Below are 17,971 nucleotides of genomic sequence, written 5' to 3' on the forward strand. Positions count from 1 at the left end.
AGTCCGATAGGGTCCATTCGTGACCGACGCCGCTGCTCGGCCCCGCAACTGGGGCCTTCTCTTCGTTGCGGTATGCCTGCTCGCGGCGAATATGCGGATGACCATCACGGGCGTCGGCCCGCTCCTCGAGCAGATCGCGGCAGACCGCGGGGTGGCCCCGGCGGCGCTCGGCGGGTTGGCCTCCGTGCCACTCATCGCGTGGTCACTCGTCTCCCCACTCGCGCACGGGCTCAGCCTTAGGTTCGGGCTCTCGCGCACCATCAGCTGGTCGCTCGTGGCACTCACCGCGGGCACCGTGTGGCGCTCGCTTCCCGGCAGCGAGCTCAACCTCTGGTTCGGCACCGCCCTCATCGGTGCGGCGCTCGCCATCGGCAACGTGCTCCTCCCTGTCGTGATCAGGCGCGACTTCAGTGCCCGCGTGCCCACGGTGATGGGCATCTACACGGCGCTGCTCGGCGGCATTGGCGCGCTTGCGGCCGGCCTCGTCGTTCCCATCTCCCACGTCGAAACCAGCACGGGCGAGCTGGGGTGGCGCATCGCGCTCCTCACGAGCGGCGCACTCATTCCCGTCGCGCTCGTCGCCTGGCTCTCGGCCACCCGCGGTGAACCAGCACCGCAGCGATACGAAGCGCTCCCGCTCACATCGAGCATGCGGGGCACCAGGACCGACCGCGTGGGGCGCCGAATCTGGCGCGACCCGGTCGCTTGGACAGTCGCCGTGTACCAGGGTTCGCAGGCGATGCTGTTCTACATGATCGCCACGTGGCTCGCGCCGATCCAGGTGTCGCAGGGCAGCTCGGCGGTCGATGCGGGCCTCGACGTGATGTTCTACCAGCTCGTCAGCATCCTCGGCTCCCTCTGCCTGCCGCTCATGTTCCGCGGCACACAGGAGCGCTGGCTGCCGGCCGTGATCCCAATCTTGATCGCGGGAACCTTCGCGTGCGTGGTGCTGATCCCCGGCCCCGGCCTGCACTGGGTATTGCTCGGCGGGTTCGCGTCGGGTGCGTCGCTCAGCCTGTCCATGCTCTACATGGCCATCCGCGCGCAGAGCTCGGAGGCCGCGAGCGCGCTGTCGGGCATGGCCCAATCGATCGGCTATCTCATCGCCGCGGCGGGACCCGCGCTCTTCGGCTGGCTCGCCGCGTCCAGCGGGGGGTGGATCCTGCCGCTCTGGTTGGTGCTCGCGGTGGGGGCGGTGCAGCTCGTTGCGGGGATTTTGCTCGGCCGCGGCCGCATGGTGTTCGAGGCGCGCCCCTAGTTCGGCTGCGCCTGTCGCGGCGGGCGGTGCACCACGGCGGAAAGGATCGCGAGGGCCGAACCGACGGCAGTGTCGAGCACCCGCTCCCCCGCGGTGGCAAACGGGTCGGCGCCACCGGCGGCCGCCGAGGTGATCAGCAGCACAAGCGGCGTGATGAATACGAGCGCAAACGCGTAGTTGCGCACGACCACGAGCTCGATGAGAAACTGCAGGGCGGTGAGGAGCGCGACGAAGATCCACGTGTGTTCGCCGAGCGGGGCAATCACGAGGAACAGCGCAGCGCCGAGCAGTGTGCCCGCGGTGCGGTGCACCCCACGTCCGAGGGAGTGGCTGCGCACGGCACTGAGCCCCACCACCGCGATCCCGGTTGAGACCGTCCAGTACGCGCGCTGCGGATCGAGCCAGAGCACGCTGATGAGCGCGCCGAGTGCCGCGACGAGAGCGATGCGCACCACGAGTTGCTGCTCACCCGCGCCGAGCCAGAGGCGGGGCAGCAGCTCACGGAAGGGGCGAGCGGGCTTCGCGCGTTCCGTGCGCCGCAGGAGCGGCAGGAGGGCAAGCAGGTACGAGAAGAGCAGCCCGGCGGCGAGCGCGCTCAGGAACACCGCAGGCTCCGTCACCCGTACGCCGTCGTGCACGCCCGTGATGGTGCCGGCGAGGCCGAACATGAGCACGAAGAAGACGGGACCGGGCGGGCCCACCCGGCATCCGAACGCGAACGCGCTCACCGCGATCGAGACGACGACGAGGCCCACAGCGGTGAGCAGGTGCGACGGGGCGAGCCAGGTGCCGAGCGCGGCGCAGGACAGCAGCACGGCGCCCACCACGGGGAGCACGCGTGCGCGCTCGGCCGCGCCGAGTCCCGCGTAGAAGAGGGCGAGGAAGGCGCCAGTGCCGGCCTGCAGTCCGAGGTCGGGTCGCCCGAGCGCGGTGAGGGTCGCAAGCGGCACCCCCATCGAGGCGGCCGCGCGCAGCGCGATCCAGTGCCGCGGCCCCGGGTTCGGGGGTAGCGCGAAGAGGCTTCGGATCGCGGCCCCTGCCGCTCGTAGTGCTCTCCGAACCGTGTGCACGCGCCACCTTCACTCCCGTGGGGCGCAAACACGCCCCCATCGAGGCTATATGCCGCGGCCGCCCTCGCCCGCCCCGATTCGGGGTCACTTGGGCAGGGTGTCGCGCCGGGCAGGCCTCCGACACCCTGCCCAAGTGACCCCGATCCGCGGGGGGGGGGCGAGGGGACGGGGTGGGGCCAGGGAGCCCTAGAGGGCGCGGAGCACCACCGCGGAGCCCTGGCCGCCACCGCCGCAGATGCCGATCGCGCCGAGCGAGCCTGCTCCCGCCGCCGCGAGTTGGCGGGCGAGCGTGCCAACAATGCGCGCACCCGAGGCCCCGATGGGGTGCCCGAGCGCAATCGCGCCACCGTGCTGGTTGACGATTGCGGGATCGATGCCCAACTCGCGGGTCGACTGGATGCCCACCGCGGCAAAGGCCTCGTTGATCTCCACCGCCGCGAGGTCTCCGGCTGCCACTCCGTCGATCTTTGCGAGCGCCGCCGCGATCGCGCGCGACGGCTGTGAGTGCAGGTGAGTGTCGGGGCCGGCAACGAACGCGGTCGCTTCGACGCGCGCGATGGGGGTGAGGCCGAGGCGCTCCGCGGCAGCCTCGCTCACGATGACGAGTGCGGCGGCGCCGTCCGTGATCTGCGAGGCGTTGCCAGCAGTGATCGTGCCGTCCTTCGCGAACGCGGGGCGGAGGCCCGCGAGCCCCTCGGCCGTGGTGTCAGCGCGCACACCGTCGTCCGCCGAAACGACCGTGTCGCCGCGGCGCGAGGTGACCGTGAACGGCGCGATCTCTGCTGCGAGGAACTCCGCCGAGGCCGCTGCGCGCTGGTGCGAGGCCGCCGCAAACGCGTCCTGTTCCTCGCGGGTCAGCGCGAGCGGCGTATTGCCCTGCTCGGTGAGCGCCCCCATGGCGACCTGGTCGAACGCATCGGAGAGCCCATCGCGCTCGACCGTGTCGACCATCTGCGCGGTGCCGTACTTCGTGCCCGCACGGAGCGGCATGACGTGCGGCGCGAGCGACATGGACTCCTGGCCGACCGCGACAACGATCTCGGCCTCGCCCGCGTTGATGAGGCGCACGGCCTGCGACACGGCCTCAGCGCCGGAGAGGCACACGGCGTTCAGGGTGATCGCGGGGACGTTGAGCGGGATGCCCGCAGCAACCGCGGTCTGGCGCGCGGGGTTCTGTCCCGCGCCAGCCTGCAGCACCTGCCCGGCGACGAGCGTGTCGACCTGCTCCGGCGAGACCCCCGCACGCTCGAGCGCGGCCTTCGTCGCGTGTGCGCCGAGCACGGTCGCGGGCTGCGCGGCAAGCTGACCGGTGAAGCGGGTGAAGGGGGTGCGCGCGTATCCCGCGATCAGTGCAGACATGGGGCCTCCTCGGGCGACGTTGGATCCGGCGGTGCGCGTGCGCGCCCGCGAGTACGGCCATTGTGCCAGGGCCGGGCCGGGCAGCCGGCTGCATCCTGGCACAGCCCAGCACGCGGCGGCTGTGCAGCCTGACCTGTTGCACGACCGCATGGCCGCGCAGGCGTAACGCCGCACAGAACCGTCCTGGCGCGGCCAGTAGGCTGGGCGAATGCGCACCACACCCGCCGCGGAGCAGGCAGAGAAGCGGCGGCGCCCGGGGCGTGCCTGGGCGATCGGCCTCCTCACGACGGGACTGGTGCTCGGCGGCTACACGGCGGCCTGCGCGGTCACCCCGCTCCCCGATCCCAAGCTCACTCTCGCAACGAGCATCGAGGAGGATCCCGCCAATCTCGCCGCCGCGGCAGCAGCCGAGGAGCTCACGCAGCGCGCACAGGCCACGGTCGACGCGCAGCGGGGCCCCGCGGCGATCGGGTGGCTCGGCAGCGACGAGGTCTGGAGCAACGACGACACCCCACGCCCGATCGCGAGCATCTCAAAGCTCGTCACCGTGCTCGTGGGGCTCGAGCGCGCACCACTCGCCGCTGACGAGGACGGACCAGTGCACGTGTGGAGCGCTGAGGACGCCGCACGTACGCGCGGCTATCAGGCGCTCTCGGGGATCGCCTACCCGATCCCGATCGGCACGGAGGTCACGACCCGGCAGATGCTCACGCTCTCGCTCCTTCCGTCCGCGAACGATTTCATGGCGGCGTACGCGGCCGAGACGATTGGGGAGGGCGAGGAGTTTTCGAGCGCCGTGGCCGAGTGGGCGAAGCGAAACGGGCTGGGGTCGCTGTCGCTTGCCGAGCCGACCGGCATGGACGAGAGCAACGTCGCCTCGGCCGCCGATGTAGTACGGATCGCGAAGCTCGCGCTCAACGAGCCCGTCATCGCGGAGCTCGTTCGCACGCCGAGCGCAGAGCTGCCCTGGGGGATCGGCGAGGTCACGAACACGAATCCGCTGCTTACCAAGCTGCCCGGCGTCATCGGGCTCAAGACGGGCACCTCCGGCGCTGCGGGATCAAACCTCGTCGCCGCCCAGGAGGCCAATGCGAACGGCCGTGACGTCGTGCGGGTCGCCGCCGTGCTGGGTCGCAACTCCGGCCCGGAGCGCGCGCACGACACGAGCACCCTCTTCACCGGAATGGGGGACGCGACGCGGCAGGTGCAGCTCGTGCACCCCGAAGAGCTCGTCGGCACGGCAACCACCATCGAGGGCACGGAGATTCCGCTCATCGCAGATGGCAGCGCCGCGGCGGTGCTGCTCGCCGGCGAGAGCGCGAGCCGCGAGGTGACGCTCGACGCCGCGAGCTGGGGCCCCGCCCGCCAGAGAGTGGGAAGCATCGCGGTGACCACTCCGGAGGGCACCAGCGAGGTGCCCGTCGTCGCGGCAGAGCGGATCGCTGAGCCGGATCTCTGGTGGCGAGTCACCCACCCTGCCCTCGTGTTTGGCTGGGCGTAGCGGGGCGAACCCCGCCACACCCAGCCGCTGGCAGTACGCGTTACGCGGCAGCCTGCACGAGCGCACCCGCGGCAAGACGCTCGACAACGCCCGTCAGGTGCGCGATCCCCGCGAGCAGATCCTCATCGCGCGTGTACTCCGCGAGGTTGTGGGACACGCCATTGACGCTCGGCACGAACAGCATGACCGTCGGCACCTCATCCTTCATGTTCGTCGAGTCATGGCCCGCGACCGTCATCACCCGATCGTGGGTGAGATCGAGCTGCTCCGCGACCGCGCGCGCCAGCTCGACACCGTCCTCCGGGTAGGGGTTCTGATCCCACGCATGCTCCGCGATCACCTCGATGCCCACGCGGTCCTCGCGCTGCACCCGCTCCACCGTTGCCATGAGCGAGGCGTGCGCGGCGCGGATCACCTCCGCGTCGGGCGAGCGCAGATCGAGCAGCAGTTCCACCTCGCTCGCCACCACGACGGGTGAGTTCGGGTACACGTTCAGCTCGCCGCAGGCCGTGTGCAGCTGCCCCGGCTCGAACTCGTCCACGAGCTCACGCGCAGCAACCACCAGCCGGGCCGCACCCAGCAGCGCGTCGCGTCGCTCCGGCATGAGCGTGGAGCCCGAGTGGGCCTGCTCCCCCGTCACGCGGAACTCGAACTTGTGCGCCGCCCAGGTCGCGTTCACGAGGCCGATCGTCACACCGTCTTCCTCCATGCTGCGCCCCTGCTGCACATGGATCTCCGCGTAGGAGGCGACGCTGCGCCCCGAGGCGCCGCCGAACACCGGGCCCGCGCCCAGCTCGCCCAGCCCGCCCATCGCCTCTGCGACGGTCGTGCCGCGGGGATCGGGAGTCGCGAGCGCTTCGGCCAGCTCGAGCTTGCCGGTGAACACCGAGCTGCCCATCATCGAGGGTTTGAAGCGCGACCCCTCCTCGTTGAACCAGTTCACCACGGCGAGGTTGAACTGTGCCCCCGCGGGGTTCGCACGCAGCTCGTCCGCGACGCGGAAGCAGGCGTACGCCGAAGCCATGACGCCGTACGCGCCGTCGAAGCGGCCAGCCGTCGGCTGCGAGTCCATGTGCGAGCCCGTAAGCACGTACGGGGCGCCGGGGACGAGCTCGAGCAGGCCGAACTGGTTACCGATCTCGTCTCGCAGCACCGTGAACCCACGCGACTCGAGCAGCTGCGCGAACCACGCCCGCTGCTCGCCGTCCGCGGCGCTTCCCGCCTGCCGATCCACCCCGTTGGTACCGGGCACCGCACCAAAGGCGGAGTGCGTGGCCCAGTCCGTGAGAAATGCCTGGTCGTTGGGGGCGCCGAGGGTCTCGGTCATGGTGCGTCCTTTCGTGGGAAAACTGGATGGGGCTCCGAGGAGCCGAGTCTGAACTAGCGGCCGTCGTAACTGAGCTCGCCGCCGAGGATGGTCGCAACGATGTCCAGCTCTGCGATATTCAGTGCGGTGAGCGGCGACGCTGAGAACACGGTGAGGTCGGCGAGCTTGCCGCGCTCGAGGGTGCCCCGGCTCGCCACCTGGCCTGTCGCCTGAGCTGCCCAGACGGTGTGCGTGCGGAGCGCCTCTTCGGGGGTGATCGCCTCGTCGGGTCCGAGCACGGCACCGGAGTCGGTGCGTCGGTCGACGGCGGACTGCATGCCGCGGCGCAGGTTGTTGTCTGCCACCGGGAGGTCCGAGGAGCCGGCAAGCAGAATCCCCGAATCGATGATCGAGCGGCCGCGGTACAGCCAGGCCGCGCGATCCGGGCCAACGCGGTCGGCCATCTGGTCGCCGATCGGCCCAATGAACCCAGCCTGCGGGGTCACCGCAACGCCGAGCGCACCCGCGCGCGCGAGCTGATCGGGCCGCGCGATCCCGAAGTGCTCGATGCGGCACGGCACATCGCGCACACCGTAGCGCTCCTGCGCTTCAGCGATGAGGTCGAGGGCGAGATCAATTGCGGCGTCCCCGATGGCGTGCAGGGCGAGCGGCCAGCCGGCGCGGTATGCGCCCAGCGCGCGCTCGCGGTACACCTCCGGCTCGTCGAGCAAGTACCCCGTGTTGTGGTCGTGGCCGCAGTAGTCCTCGGTCACTGCCGCCGTGGCGCCAAGCAGGGAGCCGTCAAGGAACACCTTGACGTGCCCGAATCGCACGCGGTCATCGCCGAAGCCCGCCCGGATCCCGAGGTCAAGCCCTGCGCCCGCGCCAGTGCCAACGAAGTCGTGCGTGTGGCCCGTGAGCGGCCGGAGTGCGTCGAGCGCGGGCATGAGCTGGGCACGCGCGTGCAGGCGGCCCTGCTCGGCCGCCTGCTGGTAGGCCGCGACCTCGACGGTGCTGTGCCCGATCCAACCGCCGCCCACGCCAGCCTCAGAGAAGCTCGTGATGCCCTCGGCCGCGTAGCGCGCGGTCGCGGCCTCGAGCGCGCCCACCAGGTGCTCGGTCGAGTATGGGAGGAGGAGCGCCTGCACAAGTCCCTGTGCCGCCTCCTCGATGAGCCCCGTCGGCGCGCCCGCCGCGTCCCGCACCACGACGCCGCCCGTGGGGTTCTCAAAGCTCGAATCGAGCGCACCAACGAGGCGAAGCGTCGCCGTGTTCGTGATCGACGCGTGCCCGGAGGTGTGGCGCAGGTAGAGCGGACGCCCGCCCGTCAGCTCGTCCAGACGCGCAATGTCGGGAAACTCGCCCCCGTGGTGCGCCTGATTGAAGCCGGTGCCGTGCACCCACGCGCCCGGATCCCCTGCCTCGTCCAGACGAGCAACCTCAGCGGCAACGAGCGCATAGAGCTCGTCGAGGCCGCGCGCACGACTGAGGTCGATCGCCGCGAGCCCGAGCCCCCACCACGCGGTGTGGCAGTGCGCATCGATGAGCCCCGGTGTGATGCAGGCATCGCCGAAGTCCAACTCGCTCTTCGCGTGGAGGCCAGCGAGCTCCTCGTCGAAGCCGACGATCCGTTCGCCGATGACACCAAGCGCCTGTGCGACGGGGCGAGCGGGATCGAGCGTGAGGATCTCACGCGCGCGAACGATGAGGTCGAGCTGCATGCTGGGGTGTCCTTTCCGGGGAAACGCCTCGGGTGCGACGGGTGGGAACGTTCCCATTCCGCCGCACCCGGGGAGGGTGGTGTGCCGCGCTGAGCGCGCGACCAACCGGGGTTAGTGCTTGAAGCCCTCGTACTGCTGGCTCAGCTTGGGCGCGAGGATCGCGCCGACGGTGCTGAGCAGCGAGAACAGCACGAGCATCACGGCTGCGGGCACCCAGGAGTCACCCGATGCGGTCACAAGCGCCGTCGCGATCAGCGGGGTGAGGCCTGCGAGCACGTTCGCGCCGTTGAAGGCCACCGCGACGCCCGAGAGTCGCACCGACGCGGGGAAGAGACCCGTGAGCACCGTGCCCGCTGCGGCAAACGAGTACGTGAGCAGCGAGACCGAGATGACGATGCCGATCGTGACGAGCACCGGCTGCGTCGTCTGGATGAGCAGGAAGCAGGGGAAGGCCACGATTGCCGTCAGGATTCCAGCGCCAATGATGACGCGCGTCGCGCCGTACTTCTGGCCGAGGTGACCGGCGTGCAGCACCGAGAGGAGCTGGAACACGGCGCCGATCAGCGTTGCCATGAGGATCATGTTGCGTTCGATCCCGAGCACGCGGGTGCCGTAGTTCATGACGAAGGTCGTGACGATGTAGAAGCCCGCGGTGCCGAGGATGACAGCGGCGATGCCGACGAGCAGCTGGCGCCACGCCTGCACGAAGACGACCTTGAGGGGAGCCTTCTCGTTCTGGCCGCTCTCCTTCATCTCGGTGAAGACCGGCGACTCGTGCATCTTGTTGCGCAGCCACACAGCGAGCAGCAGGAGTGGGATCGCGAGCAGGAACGGGATTCGCCAGCCCCACGCATCGAAGTTGTCCGCGCTGAGGAAGAGTGCGAGCAGGAAGAAGCCGCCCGAGGAGAGGATCGTTGCGATGGGCGAACCAAGCTGCGGCAGCGCCGCCATGCGGGCACGCATGCTGAGCGGCGCGTTCTCCACGGCGAGCGTCATAGCGCCCGACCACTCGCCACCGATGAAGAGGCCCTGCAGCAGGCGCAGCACGACCAGGAAGATCGGCGCCCACACCCCAATGGCAACGTAGTTCGGCAGAATGCCGATGAGGCCCGTGGCGACACCGATGCCCACGACGGTGATCATGAGCACTGCCTTGCGGCCGATGCGATCTCCCAACCAGCCGAAGATCAGGCCGCCGAGCGGGCGCACCAGGAACCCAACGGCAAGCGTTGCAAACGCAGCCATCGACGCGGCGGCAGCATTGTCGCTCACGAAGTACTGCACGTTGAACACAAGCGCGGCGGCCGTGTTGAACAGGAAGTAGTCGTACCATTCCAGTACGTTGCCGACGAGTGCGCCGATGGAGGCCCGGCGGGCGTCACTCGGCGAGATGACGTTGACGGTCGCGGTTTCGCGCTCCGCCTGTGTGATGTTTGACGTCGAGCTCATCTCGAGATCCGTCCTCTTTCCAGTGAATGGCCCACTCTTCTTCGAGCGACCGGGCCGTGAGTCATGTCGCGCTCGCTCCAATGACAATGCCATTTCCGGCCGGTTCAGGTCACTAGGCAAGTGACGTGGACCGCGGGGCGATCGGTATGCACATGCACATCCGGGGGTGTGCGAAGCTTCGAGAGGCGGGTTTTCCCGCCGTCGCACTCAACGCAGGAGGAGCCGGAATGGCACAGATCACCATCACCGATCGGGGCGCGCTCGACCCCACCGAGGCCATCGCCTTTCTCGAAGCGCAGGGGCACGAGGTCACGCTCCTCGACACGCTCGATCCCGCGGAACTGCTGGCGAAGACGCCGAACTGCGAGGGCATCGTTGCGAGCTTCATCGAACTCGACGCCGACACGCTTCGTGCGCTCCCCCAGCTCAAGGTGATCGCGACCACCTCAGTCGGATTCAACAAGATCGACGTCGCGGTTGCACGCGAGCTCGGGATCGACGTGTGCAACATGCCCAGTGTGGCGAGCGAAGAGGTGGCCACGCACGCGGTCGCTGGCATGCTCAGCCTGCTGCGCGAACTCCGCGCGTCATACGAGCAGGTCGAGGGTGGCGAGTGGGACTACTCGGCACTCCCACTGCCTCCCCGCGCGAGCGAGCTCACCCTCGGACTGCTGAGCTTCGGTCGCATTGCGCGCAAGGTTGCACACCGCGCGCTGCCGTTCTTCGACAAGGTCATCGCCTACGATCCCTTCGTCCCCGAGGATGCCTGGGAGGAGGGTGTCGAGCGGGTGCACAGCACCGACGAGCTGCTCGAGCGCTCGAACGTGATCAGCCTGCACGCGCTACTCACCGATGAGACGCGTGACTTCCTGAACCGCGAGACCATCGCGAAGCTGCCCCGCGGCGCGTACGTGATCAATGTCGCGCGCGGTGAACTGATCGACTCGGATGCACTCCTGGACGCGCTCGCGAGCGGTCAGGTGCGGTCAGCGTTCCTCGACGTGCTGCAGGTCGAGCCCGCCGCGGCAGATGATCCGTTCGTCGCGCACCCCAACGTCCAGGTCACGCCTCACTCGGCGTTCCGAAGCGACGCGACCCTCCGCGAGTACTTCATGGTGCCCGCGGAGAACGTCACCCTCGTGCTGCGCGGCGAGAAGCCGCACACGCTCGTGAACTAGGCGTCCGCCTCCCGCGCACGGAGCGCGGTGCGACCCGGCATGCTGTCGGATTGCACCGCGCTCTGTGCGTTCTGGGCGGGATCAGCCCCACGCAAGCACAACGCTCGCCGCCTCCGTGGGCACCGTCACGTCGATGCCGGTGAGCTCCGTGAAGCGCCGGAGCCGATTCGTGATCGTGTTGCGGTGGCAGAACATCTGGGAGGCGGCGGCCTGCACGCTTCCGGTCTCGAGGTAGGCGCGAATCGACTCCTCGATCGCGTCGCGCTCGGCCGCGCTGCACTCCGCGAGCTTCGCTTCAAAGTTGAGCACCAGATCGAAGTGCGTGCCGGTGAGTTGGCTCCGCACGAGCCGCGGCCAGTCCGTGAAGCTGCGCCGCACGCCACCGCGCGCCGGAAGCCCGGCGAGCTCTGACGCGAGCCGCGCGCCCGACCAGACTTCTTCGATGCCCTCCACCGTCACGATTGCCCCGAGTGCGCTGCCACGCAGCTCCTGTAGCGCGGGCCGCGTGTGCCACGCCGTCGCCGTGACGAGCAGCAGCAGGGTCGCGCCCCGGTACGACGAGAGGAGCGCCTCGCGCATGCGCGGATCCCCCGCAAGTGTTTGCCGGAGCTCCGCAGCCTCTGTCCCCTCGGCCGCAAGCACAATCCAGTGCGCCCGCGCGGGCACCCCCAGCGCCGTTGCGATTTCCACGGCACGCTCAGAGCCCGGCTGCTCCTCGGTGTCCACAAGCTCGGACACGAGCGCCCGCTCCAAGAGTTGCCGCTCGTCGCTCAGTAGCTCGCGCTCCGCCAGGTACCCGTCCTGGGCGTGCCGCGCGTACTCATCAACCACCTGCCAGACGTAGTCCGCATGACGCAGCAGCAGCTGTGCGTCCTCCGCAGTGCCCACGGCCACAAGCGCGTTCCAGAGCACAACATAATCGAGCCGGATCGCGGTCATCAGCGCCGCGCGCGAGATACCCGCACGCGCGCGTGAGGTTCCTACGGCGAAGGCCGCGGCTTGAGACTTCGTGCTTCCCGGGTCACGCATTCGTTCGATCAACCCCGCGAAAGAGGAGCGCGCGGCGATGGCGAGCTCGTCGTCGGAGAGCCGCGCCTCCGTGTACTCCCCCACCTCAGCGAGGCGCACGAGAAAGTCGCGCGCCAAACGCTCGAGGTCGAGCAGGTCGAGCAACGCGAACCAGCGCTCCTGGTCGGAAGCAAATGGCCGGCTCGACAGCGGCGAATCGTGGTCCTCGGGCACAGCGATCATCACGCGGCCCCGGCGCCAAATGTGCACATACCCAAAATGATACCGAGATCCAGTGACGTATGCCCCGCGCGCTGTGCAGATGTACCTGGCAAGGTGGAGGAGTACCACGGGCACCCCTGTGCCCGCGCACGGTCACCCATGTTTGAGAGGAACCCCCGATGACTCACTCGCGCTCCGCAGGCCACCTCATTGTCGAGACGCTCGCGAGCCACGGCGTCGAACGCGTCTACTCCGTGCCCGGCGAGAGCTTCCTCGACGTGCTGGACGGGCTCCACGATTCGAACATCACCAACGTGGTCTGCCGCCAGGAGGGTGGCGTCGGCTTCATGGCATTGGCGGAAGGCCGCCTCACCGGCCGCCCCGGCGTGGCGATGGTGACCCGTGGACCGGGCGCCGCCAACTTCTTCATCGCCGCACACTGCGCGTACCAGGATGCCACTCCGCTGGTCTGCTTCATCGGTCTCGTGCCGATCGCCGATCGCCGCCGCGAGTCCTTCCAAGAGTTCAGCATCGACAGCTGGTTCGGCTCGACGGTGAAGCGCGTGCTCACCGTCGAGAACGCCGACCAGGCGGGCGACATTGTGGCCGAGGCGATGCACGTCGCGGTGTCCGGCCGCCCCGGCCCCGTGGTGGTGGGCCTGCCCGAGGACCTGCTTCGCGAGGTCACGGGCGCGGTCGCGCCCGCACCTCGGGCACTCGCTGCTCCCGCGCCCAGCCGCCCTGACCTCGAGGCGCTGCGCGAGCGGATCGCTCAGGCCGAGCGGCCCTTCCTCCTTGCAGGCGGAGACAGCTTCATGGGTGAGACCGGCAAGCAGCTCGCAGACTGGGCTTTGGAGAACCACATTCCTGTTGCGGGTGACTGGCGCAACTACGACGTCGTGCCGAACAACCACCCCGCGTACGTGGGCTGGCCCGGCTACGGGCGTCGCGACAGCATCGTGGATGCCCTGCGCGACGCTGACCTCTTCATCGGTGTTGGCGCGGTGCGCAGCGACGTGATGAGTGAGGGCTACACCGTCGGGTTCGAGACGGAGACCGTGCTCGTCACCACGGACGCGCAGCTGCTGCAGCACGCGGGCCGGGTGGATCAGCTCATCACTGCGACCCCCGCCGGCTTCGTCTCCGAGCTCGGCGCCCTGGGCGACGTGCGCGGCAGCCGCACCGGCGAGCGCGTCGCAGAGCTGCGGGCCAGCCATGAGCGCTTCACCGCGGTGACCGAGCACGCCCCGGTGACCGGCGGCGTCGACCTCGAGCTCGTGTTCGCGGAGCTTGAGCAGCAGCTCGGCGATGATCGCGTAGTGAGCTACGGCGCGGGCAACGCAACGATCTGGGGCCACCGCCAGCTCACGCACAACGTGCCCAACAGCCTCGTCGGCTCGCGCAACGGCGCGATGGGCATGGCCGTTCCGGCGGCCGTCGCCGCGGCTCTCGTCTTCCCCGAGCGCCGCTCCGTTGCCGTTTGCGGCGACGGCGACTTCCTGATGAACGGCCAGGAGGTGGCCACCCTCGTTGCGCAGAACGGGCGGGCCCTCTTCGTTGTGGTCGACAACGGGAAGTACGCAACGATCGTGGAGCACCAGGAACGCTGGTACCCGGGACGCCCGTCCGGCACGGCAATGGCGAACCCTGACTTCGCCGCGTGGATGGAGTCCTTCGGCGGTCGCGGTGCTCGGCTGGACACGAATGAGGGCATCGCCGAGACGGTCGCTGAACTGCTCGCGCACGATGGCCCCGCGCTGCTCCACCTCGTCATCGATCCCGATACCCCGTCCCCGAGCGGCGCAGGCTTCTAAGCCCGCTCCCGCCCGCTGATCTCGTTCGGATCAGCCTCCGTTCACGGCCCGTTCCCGCTTCTGCGGGGGCGGGCCGTGCCGCGTTGTGGCCCCGACACCACGCACCGATCCCCGTGCCTGGGAAGCCACCCCCAGTACGCCCGGACACAGCTGAGAGCGCTGATTTCGCCCCTACGCTGGGAGGCATGAACTGCCCCAGCGACGGAACGACCCTGCTCATGAGCGAGCGGCAGGGAATCGAGATCGACTACTGCCCGGAGTGCCGCGGCATCTGGCTCGATCGGGGTGAGCTCGACAAGATTCTCGACCGCGCGCAGGCCGAAGCGGCTGCGTTCACCGCGCCACCGCAGGCAGCGGCTCCGCCCGCGCCCGCACAGCCGGCCGCAGCCCCGCAGCAGTACTCCGCGCCGCCTCAGCAGTACACCACACCCGTGCCACCGCAGCCTGCGGCGGATCCCCGTCACGGCCAGTACGGCGGCGGCGACTACCGCCAGGATGATCGGCGCCGCGACGGCCGCTCCGGTGACCCGCGCTACGGCGACCCGCGCTACCGCAAGAAGAAGAGCCCGTTCGACTTCCTCGGCGACATCTTCGACTAGCCACCCGCTACTTCGGGCCTCGCGATTTCGCGGGGCCCGTTCTTGTGTGACGTGTGCGCTACTGCGCTGCTCCTGCCGAGCGCGCAATCGAGTCGAGGATCGCGGTGATGCCAGCGCGATAGACGGTGATCCCGTCGATCGCGAGCAGGGCGTCGCGGTGCTCGCTCACGTGCGGGAAGTCGGCGAGGTCCACGGAGCCAAAGGTGCTGATCCACGGGATGGTGCCGTCACGGCTGCTCCCCGTCCGCTCGAGTGCCTCCTGCGCGAGCGCAGCGCTCTGAGCAAGCGTGAAACCAGAAATCGCAGCGTACGCGGTGATCAAGTCAGTGCCCGCAAGCCCCGCCTCCGAGAGCATCTCGAGTAGAAACTCGTCTGAGGCGACATCGCCCGGGCCCACCGGATCCACCATGGCCCATTCCGCGCCGATCGCCGGATGCTCGAGGCTCAGCGCCGCCATCCGCGTCGCGAAGGCTTCGAGCCGAGATCGCCAATCGCCAGCCGCGGCACGCGCATCCGTCGTCGCAGTTGCCGCGAGCCGGTCGAGCGCCGCGCGCGTCAGCTCATCCTTGTTCCGAAAATGACGGTACATCGCGGTTGCATCGACGCCGAGCGCTTCTCCGAGTCGCTTAAACGTGATGCGGGCCTGCGGTTCGTTGCTCGCAAGCTCGAGCACCGCGTCAACGATTGTGCGCTGGTCTAGGCGGCCTCGCTTCATCCGCGCCTCCTCCATGAGTTCGCACTTCGCGCCGTGAATAGGGACCGGCGCACTTCCCCCCAGTCTACTGCGTGTGATCGCGCGACCTCCGCGGGGGCTGCATGCACGAGGTGAAACTGCCGCTCGCGCGCAGCCCCGCAGCGTGGTGAGATAGTGCGGTGACCATTGCCGCACCCACGACAGCCTCCCCGTCCCGCCCGTTCGCCGATGGCGCGCTCACGTGGCGCCTCGCCGCGCTGAGCTTCCGCATCCTGGCACTCGCTCTCGTGCTCACGGGCCTCGTGCGCATCACGGGCGTGTTCACGCCAGATCCCAGTTGGGGCGCACTCCGCTACTACACGGTGCTCAGCAATCTGCTCTGCCTCGTGTGGCTGGGCGCGCTCATCGTGCGCACGCTGCGCGACATCGCGGCGAGCGGCCCGCGTGGACACTCCACGCCGTCTGCGCGGTGGAGCGGCGCCGTGATGATGGCCATCACCGTAACCTTGCTCGTCTACCTGGTGGTGCTGGTTCCGGCGACGTTCCAGCAGGAGGGCGACTACGTGCCGTTCTCGCTGACGGACAACCTGATCCACATCATCACGCCGGCGCTACTCATCCTCGATTGGCTGCTCTTCGTGCCGAAGGGTCGCCTGCGCTGGGTTGACCCGCTACTCTGGGCGCTCATCCCGTACGCGTACCTCGCCTACGCCCTCATCTACGGCGGGCTCGGCGGCGAGTTCTTGCCCGGCCAGAACTACCCCTACCCGTTCCTCGACGTCGCCACCCACGGTGTCGGCGGGGTGGCGCTGTGGATTCTCGCGCTCACGGTCGCGCTCGTGGGGATCGGGTACATCTTCGTTGCGCTCGATCGGGCCATTGGCGGCGCGGTGGGCCGCGTCGCCCGCAGGCGGTAGCCCCGATCCCAAGCTCCCGTCTCAAACTCAGGATCGGGATCCGCTCCGACTATGCCTCGTCGTCGTCCGCGGCGGCGCGCACCGCGTGGCGATCGGCGATGAGCGTGTCACGCACCTTGCGACGAAGCACCTTTCCGATGAGCGACTTCGGCAGCTCCTCCCACACCAGGTAGGTGCTGGGCCGCTTGTACTCGGCGAGCTGCTCGCGGGCGGCGGCACGCGCGGCCTCCTCGTCGAACTGGGCGCCGGGTTCGAGCACCACGGCAACCGTCACCACCTCGGCGCCGCTGCCGCGGGGAACCCCCACGACGGCTGATTCAGCGACCCCGGGCAGGCCGTTCACCACGCGTTCCACCTCGCTCGGCGAGACATTGAAGCCGCCCGTGATGATGAGCTCCTTCTTCCGGTCGACCACGGTGACGAAGCCGTCCTCGTCTTGCACGACCAGGTCGCCGGTGCGCAGCCAGCCGCCATCGAGCAGGGTCGCGGCGGTCTCCTCCGGGCGATTCCAGTAGCCGAGGAACACCTGCGGGCCGCCGATGAGCAGCTCACCCACCTCGCCTTGTGCGACCTGCCGGGTGGGTTCCTCAGGGTCGACAACGCGAATGTCGGTCGAGGGGAACGGAATGCCGATGGCGCCGATGCGCCGCTCATCAGTGAACGGGTTGGCCAGTGCGATGGGGCTCGTCTCGGTGAGCCCGTAGCCCTCGTTCAGCATGCTGCCCGCAAGGTCCTCCCACCGCTTCACAATGGCGGGCGTGAGGGTCATCGCGCCCGAAATGGAGTAGACCACCTGGCTGAGGTCGAGCTTGCCATCGCGGGCAACGCGCGCGAGACGGTCGAACATCGGCGGCACCGCGGGAATGAATGTGGGCGGGAAGCGCTTCGCGGCCTGCGACACGAGCTCCGGGTCAAAGGTGGGAAAGAGCACGGCGCGCGATCCCGTTTCAACCGAGTAGATCACCGAGAGGAGCAGACCGAAGGAGTGGAACATGGGCAGGAGCCCGTAAATGGACCCCTCGCCGCGGGTGAAGTCTGGCATCCACGCCGCGCCCATGCGCGCGTTCGCCCACAGGTTGCCATGCGTGATCATCGCGCCCTTCGGCGCCCCCGTGGTGCCCGAGGTGTACTGCAGGCACGCGACGTCGTCGCGCACTGGGCGCGGGTGCGAGGCCGCGATCCGGGTGGCGCGCTCGAGTCGGGCGAACGGGACCGTTCCCGTCGTCTCGGTGGTGAGGGCGGCACGCGAATTGCGCACCTTCGCGATCGGGAGGCGCAGCGCGGCTCGGGTCGCAAACGGCATTGCGCGCGTCACATCGACGGCGACAATCGTCTCGATCCCGAGCTCCGCGGGCAGCGCCTGCACGGTCGCCACGACCTTCTCCCAGGCAATCACGACGGTGGCGCCGTGGTCGCGGAACTGAGTCTCGAGCTCATCGCGCGTGTAGAGGGGGTTGTGTTCCACCACCACGCCGCCGAGCCGGAGCACCGCATAGAACGCAATCACGTGCTGTGGCGCGTTCGGCATGATGAGCGCCACCCGGTCGCCGGCGCGCACGCCCAGATCGGCAAGCCCCTGTGCCACGCGGGCAACGCGCTCGCCCAAGTCGCGGTAGGTCACCGTGCGGCCGAAGAAACTGATCGCGTCGCGGTCCGCCCACTGCGCGCAGCGCTCGTCGAGCAGGTCAACGAGCGACCCCGTGACGGGCTCAATGTCCACCGGGGTCCCGGGGGCGTAGAAGCGGTTCCAGGCGCGCGTTTCATTCAACTGCATGCCTCAAGGGTAACCCCCTCGGGGGTATGCTTCGCCGCTCGGCGGCGCACGGATCACGGACCCGTCTCGATCGGAATCCGCCTTCGCGTTACTCGAACACG

Annotated in this window: 14 protein-coding genes; 6 read left to right on the forward strand and 8 right to left on the reverse strand. The window is 69.2% G+C overall.

What is annotated here, in order from left to right; translation table 11 throughout:
• Positions 1-19: 19 nt before the first annotated feature.
• Entirely contained in the window at positions 20-1,258 is a 1,239-nt protein-coding gene (locus ACR81A_RS13585; protein WP_440312102.1) for an MFS transporter, read from the forward strand.
• On the opposite strand, the gene ACR81A_RS13590 is transcribed toward ACR81A_RS13585, so the two are convergent.
• Positions 1,255-2,328, reverse strand: a complete 1,074-nt coding sequence (locus ACR81A_RS13590; RefSeq protein ID WP_337248860.1) for an FUSC family protein — start codon at positions 2,326-2,328, stop codon at positions 1,255-1,257. The two genes, ACR81A_RS13585 and ACR81A_RS13590, sit on opposite strands and share 4 nt — an antisense overlap.
• A gap of 186 nt (positions 2,329-2,514) precedes the next feature.
• Positions 2,515-3,687 carry an acetyl-CoA C-acyltransferase gene (locus ACR81A_RS13595; protein ID WP_202380621.1) on the reverse strand — a complete coding sequence of 391 codons (1,173 nt, stop codon included), beginning with the start codon at positions 3,685-3,687 and terminating at the stop codon, positions 2,515-2,517.
• Positions 3,688-3,895: 208 nt separating this feature from the next.
• Here ACR81A_RS13595 and ACR81A_RS13600 point away from each other — a divergent pair, with 208 nt between their 5' ends.
• Positions 3,896-5,188 (forward strand): D-alanyl-D-alanine carboxypeptidase family protein, encoded by a 1,293-nt coding sequence (locus ACR81A_RS13600; protein ID WP_440312103.1) that lies wholly within the window; start codon positions 3,896-3,898, stop codon positions 5,186-5,188.
• A gap of 40 nt (positions 5,189-5,228) precedes the next feature.
• Here ACR81A_RS13600 and ACR81A_RS13605 read toward each other — a convergent pair whose 3' ends face one another.
• The 3 genes from ACR81A_RS13605 to ACR81A_RS13615 form a co-directional block, all read right to left on the reverse strand.
• Entirely contained in the window at positions 5,229-6,515 is a 1,287-nt protein-coding gene (locus ACR81A_RS13605) for a M20 family metallo-hydrolase (protein WP_202380619.1), read from the reverse strand.
• A gap of 53 nt (positions 6,516-6,568) precedes the next feature.
• Positions 6,569-8,215: an amidohydrolase gene (locus ACR81A_RS13610; protein ID WP_440312104.1), complete on the reverse strand. Its 1,647-nt coding sequence runs from the start codon at positions 8,213-8,215 to the stop codon at positions 6,569-6,571.
• Between the two features lie 111 nt (positions 8,216-8,326).
• Complete coding sequence (locus tag ACR81A_RS13615) at positions 8,327-9,664, reverse strand: MFS transporter (protein ID WP_202380617.1); 1,338 nt, start codon at positions 9,662-9,664, stop codon at positions 8,327-8,329.
• Positions 9,665-9,891: 227 nt separating this feature from the next.
• Here ACR81A_RS13615 and ACR81A_RS13620 point away from each other — a divergent pair, with 227 nt between their 5' ends.
• The gene (locus tag ACR81A_RS13620) at positions 9,892-10,842 is read left to right on the forward strand and encodes a C-terminal binding protein (protein ID WP_440312105.1); all 951 of its coding nucleotides are present in this window, start codon (positions 9,892-9,894) and stop codon (positions 10,840-10,842) included.
• 81 nt (positions 10,843-10,923) lie between these two features.
• Here ACR81A_RS13620 and ACR81A_RS13625 read toward each other — a convergent pair whose 3' ends face one another.
• Positions 10,924-12,120, reverse strand: a complete 1,197-nt coding sequence (locus ACR81A_RS13625; protein WP_440312106.1) for a helix-turn-helix domain-containing protein — start codon at positions 12,118-12,120, stop codon at positions 10,924-10,926.
• Positions 12,121-12,251: 131 nt separating this feature from the next.
• Here ACR81A_RS13625 and ACR81A_RS13630 point away from each other — a divergent pair, with 131 nt between their 5' ends.
• On the forward strand, positions 12,252-13,886 hold the full coding sequence (locus tag ACR81A_RS13630) for a thiamine pyrophosphate-dependent enzyme (protein WP_202380614.1): 1,635 nt from the start codon (positions 12,252-12,254) through the stop codon (positions 13,884-13,886).
• A 185-nt stretch (positions 13,887-14,071) separates the two neighbouring features.
• A complete protein-coding gene (locus ACR81A_RS13635; protein ID WP_202380613.1) occupies positions 14,072-14,485 on the forward strand; it encodes a zf-TFIIB domain-containing protein in 414 nt (137 codons plus the stop codon).
• Between the two features lie 58 nt (positions 14,486-14,543).
• Here ACR81A_RS13635 and ACR81A_RS13640 read toward each other — a convergent pair whose 3' ends face one another.
• Positions 14,544-15,200 (reverse strand): TetR/AcrR family transcriptional regulator, encoded by a 657-nt coding sequence (locus ACR81A_RS13640; protein WP_202380612.1) that lies wholly within the window; start codon positions 15,198-15,200, stop codon positions 14,544-14,546.
• Between the two features lie 158 nt (positions 15,201-15,358).
• Between ACR81A_RS13640 and ACR81A_RS13645 the strand changes: the two genes are divergently transcribed.
• Entirely contained in the window at positions 15,359-16,096 is a 738-nt protein-coding gene (locus ACR81A_RS13645) for a Pr6Pr family membrane protein (protein ID WP_202380611.1), read from the forward strand.
• Positions 16,097-16,145: 49 nt separating this feature from the next.
• Here the strand turns inward: ACR81A_RS13645 and ACR81A_RS13650 are convergent, their stop codons facing one another.
• Positions 16,146-17,870 carry a long-chain-fatty-acid--CoA ligase gene (locus ACR81A_RS13650; protein WP_440312107.1) on the reverse strand — a complete coding sequence of 575 codons (1,725 nt, stop codon included), beginning with the start codon at positions 17,868-17,870 and terminating at the stop codon, positions 16,146-16,148.
• Between the last annotated feature and the right edge of the window lie 101 nt (positions 17,871-17,971).

It is taken from the genome of Leucobacter chromiireducens (genome assembly GCF_051993095.1).
In the GTDB taxonomy this organism is placed as follows: domain Bacteria; phylum Actinomycetota; class Actinomycetes; order Actinomycetales; family Microbacteriaceae; genus Leucobacter; species Leucobacter chromiireducens.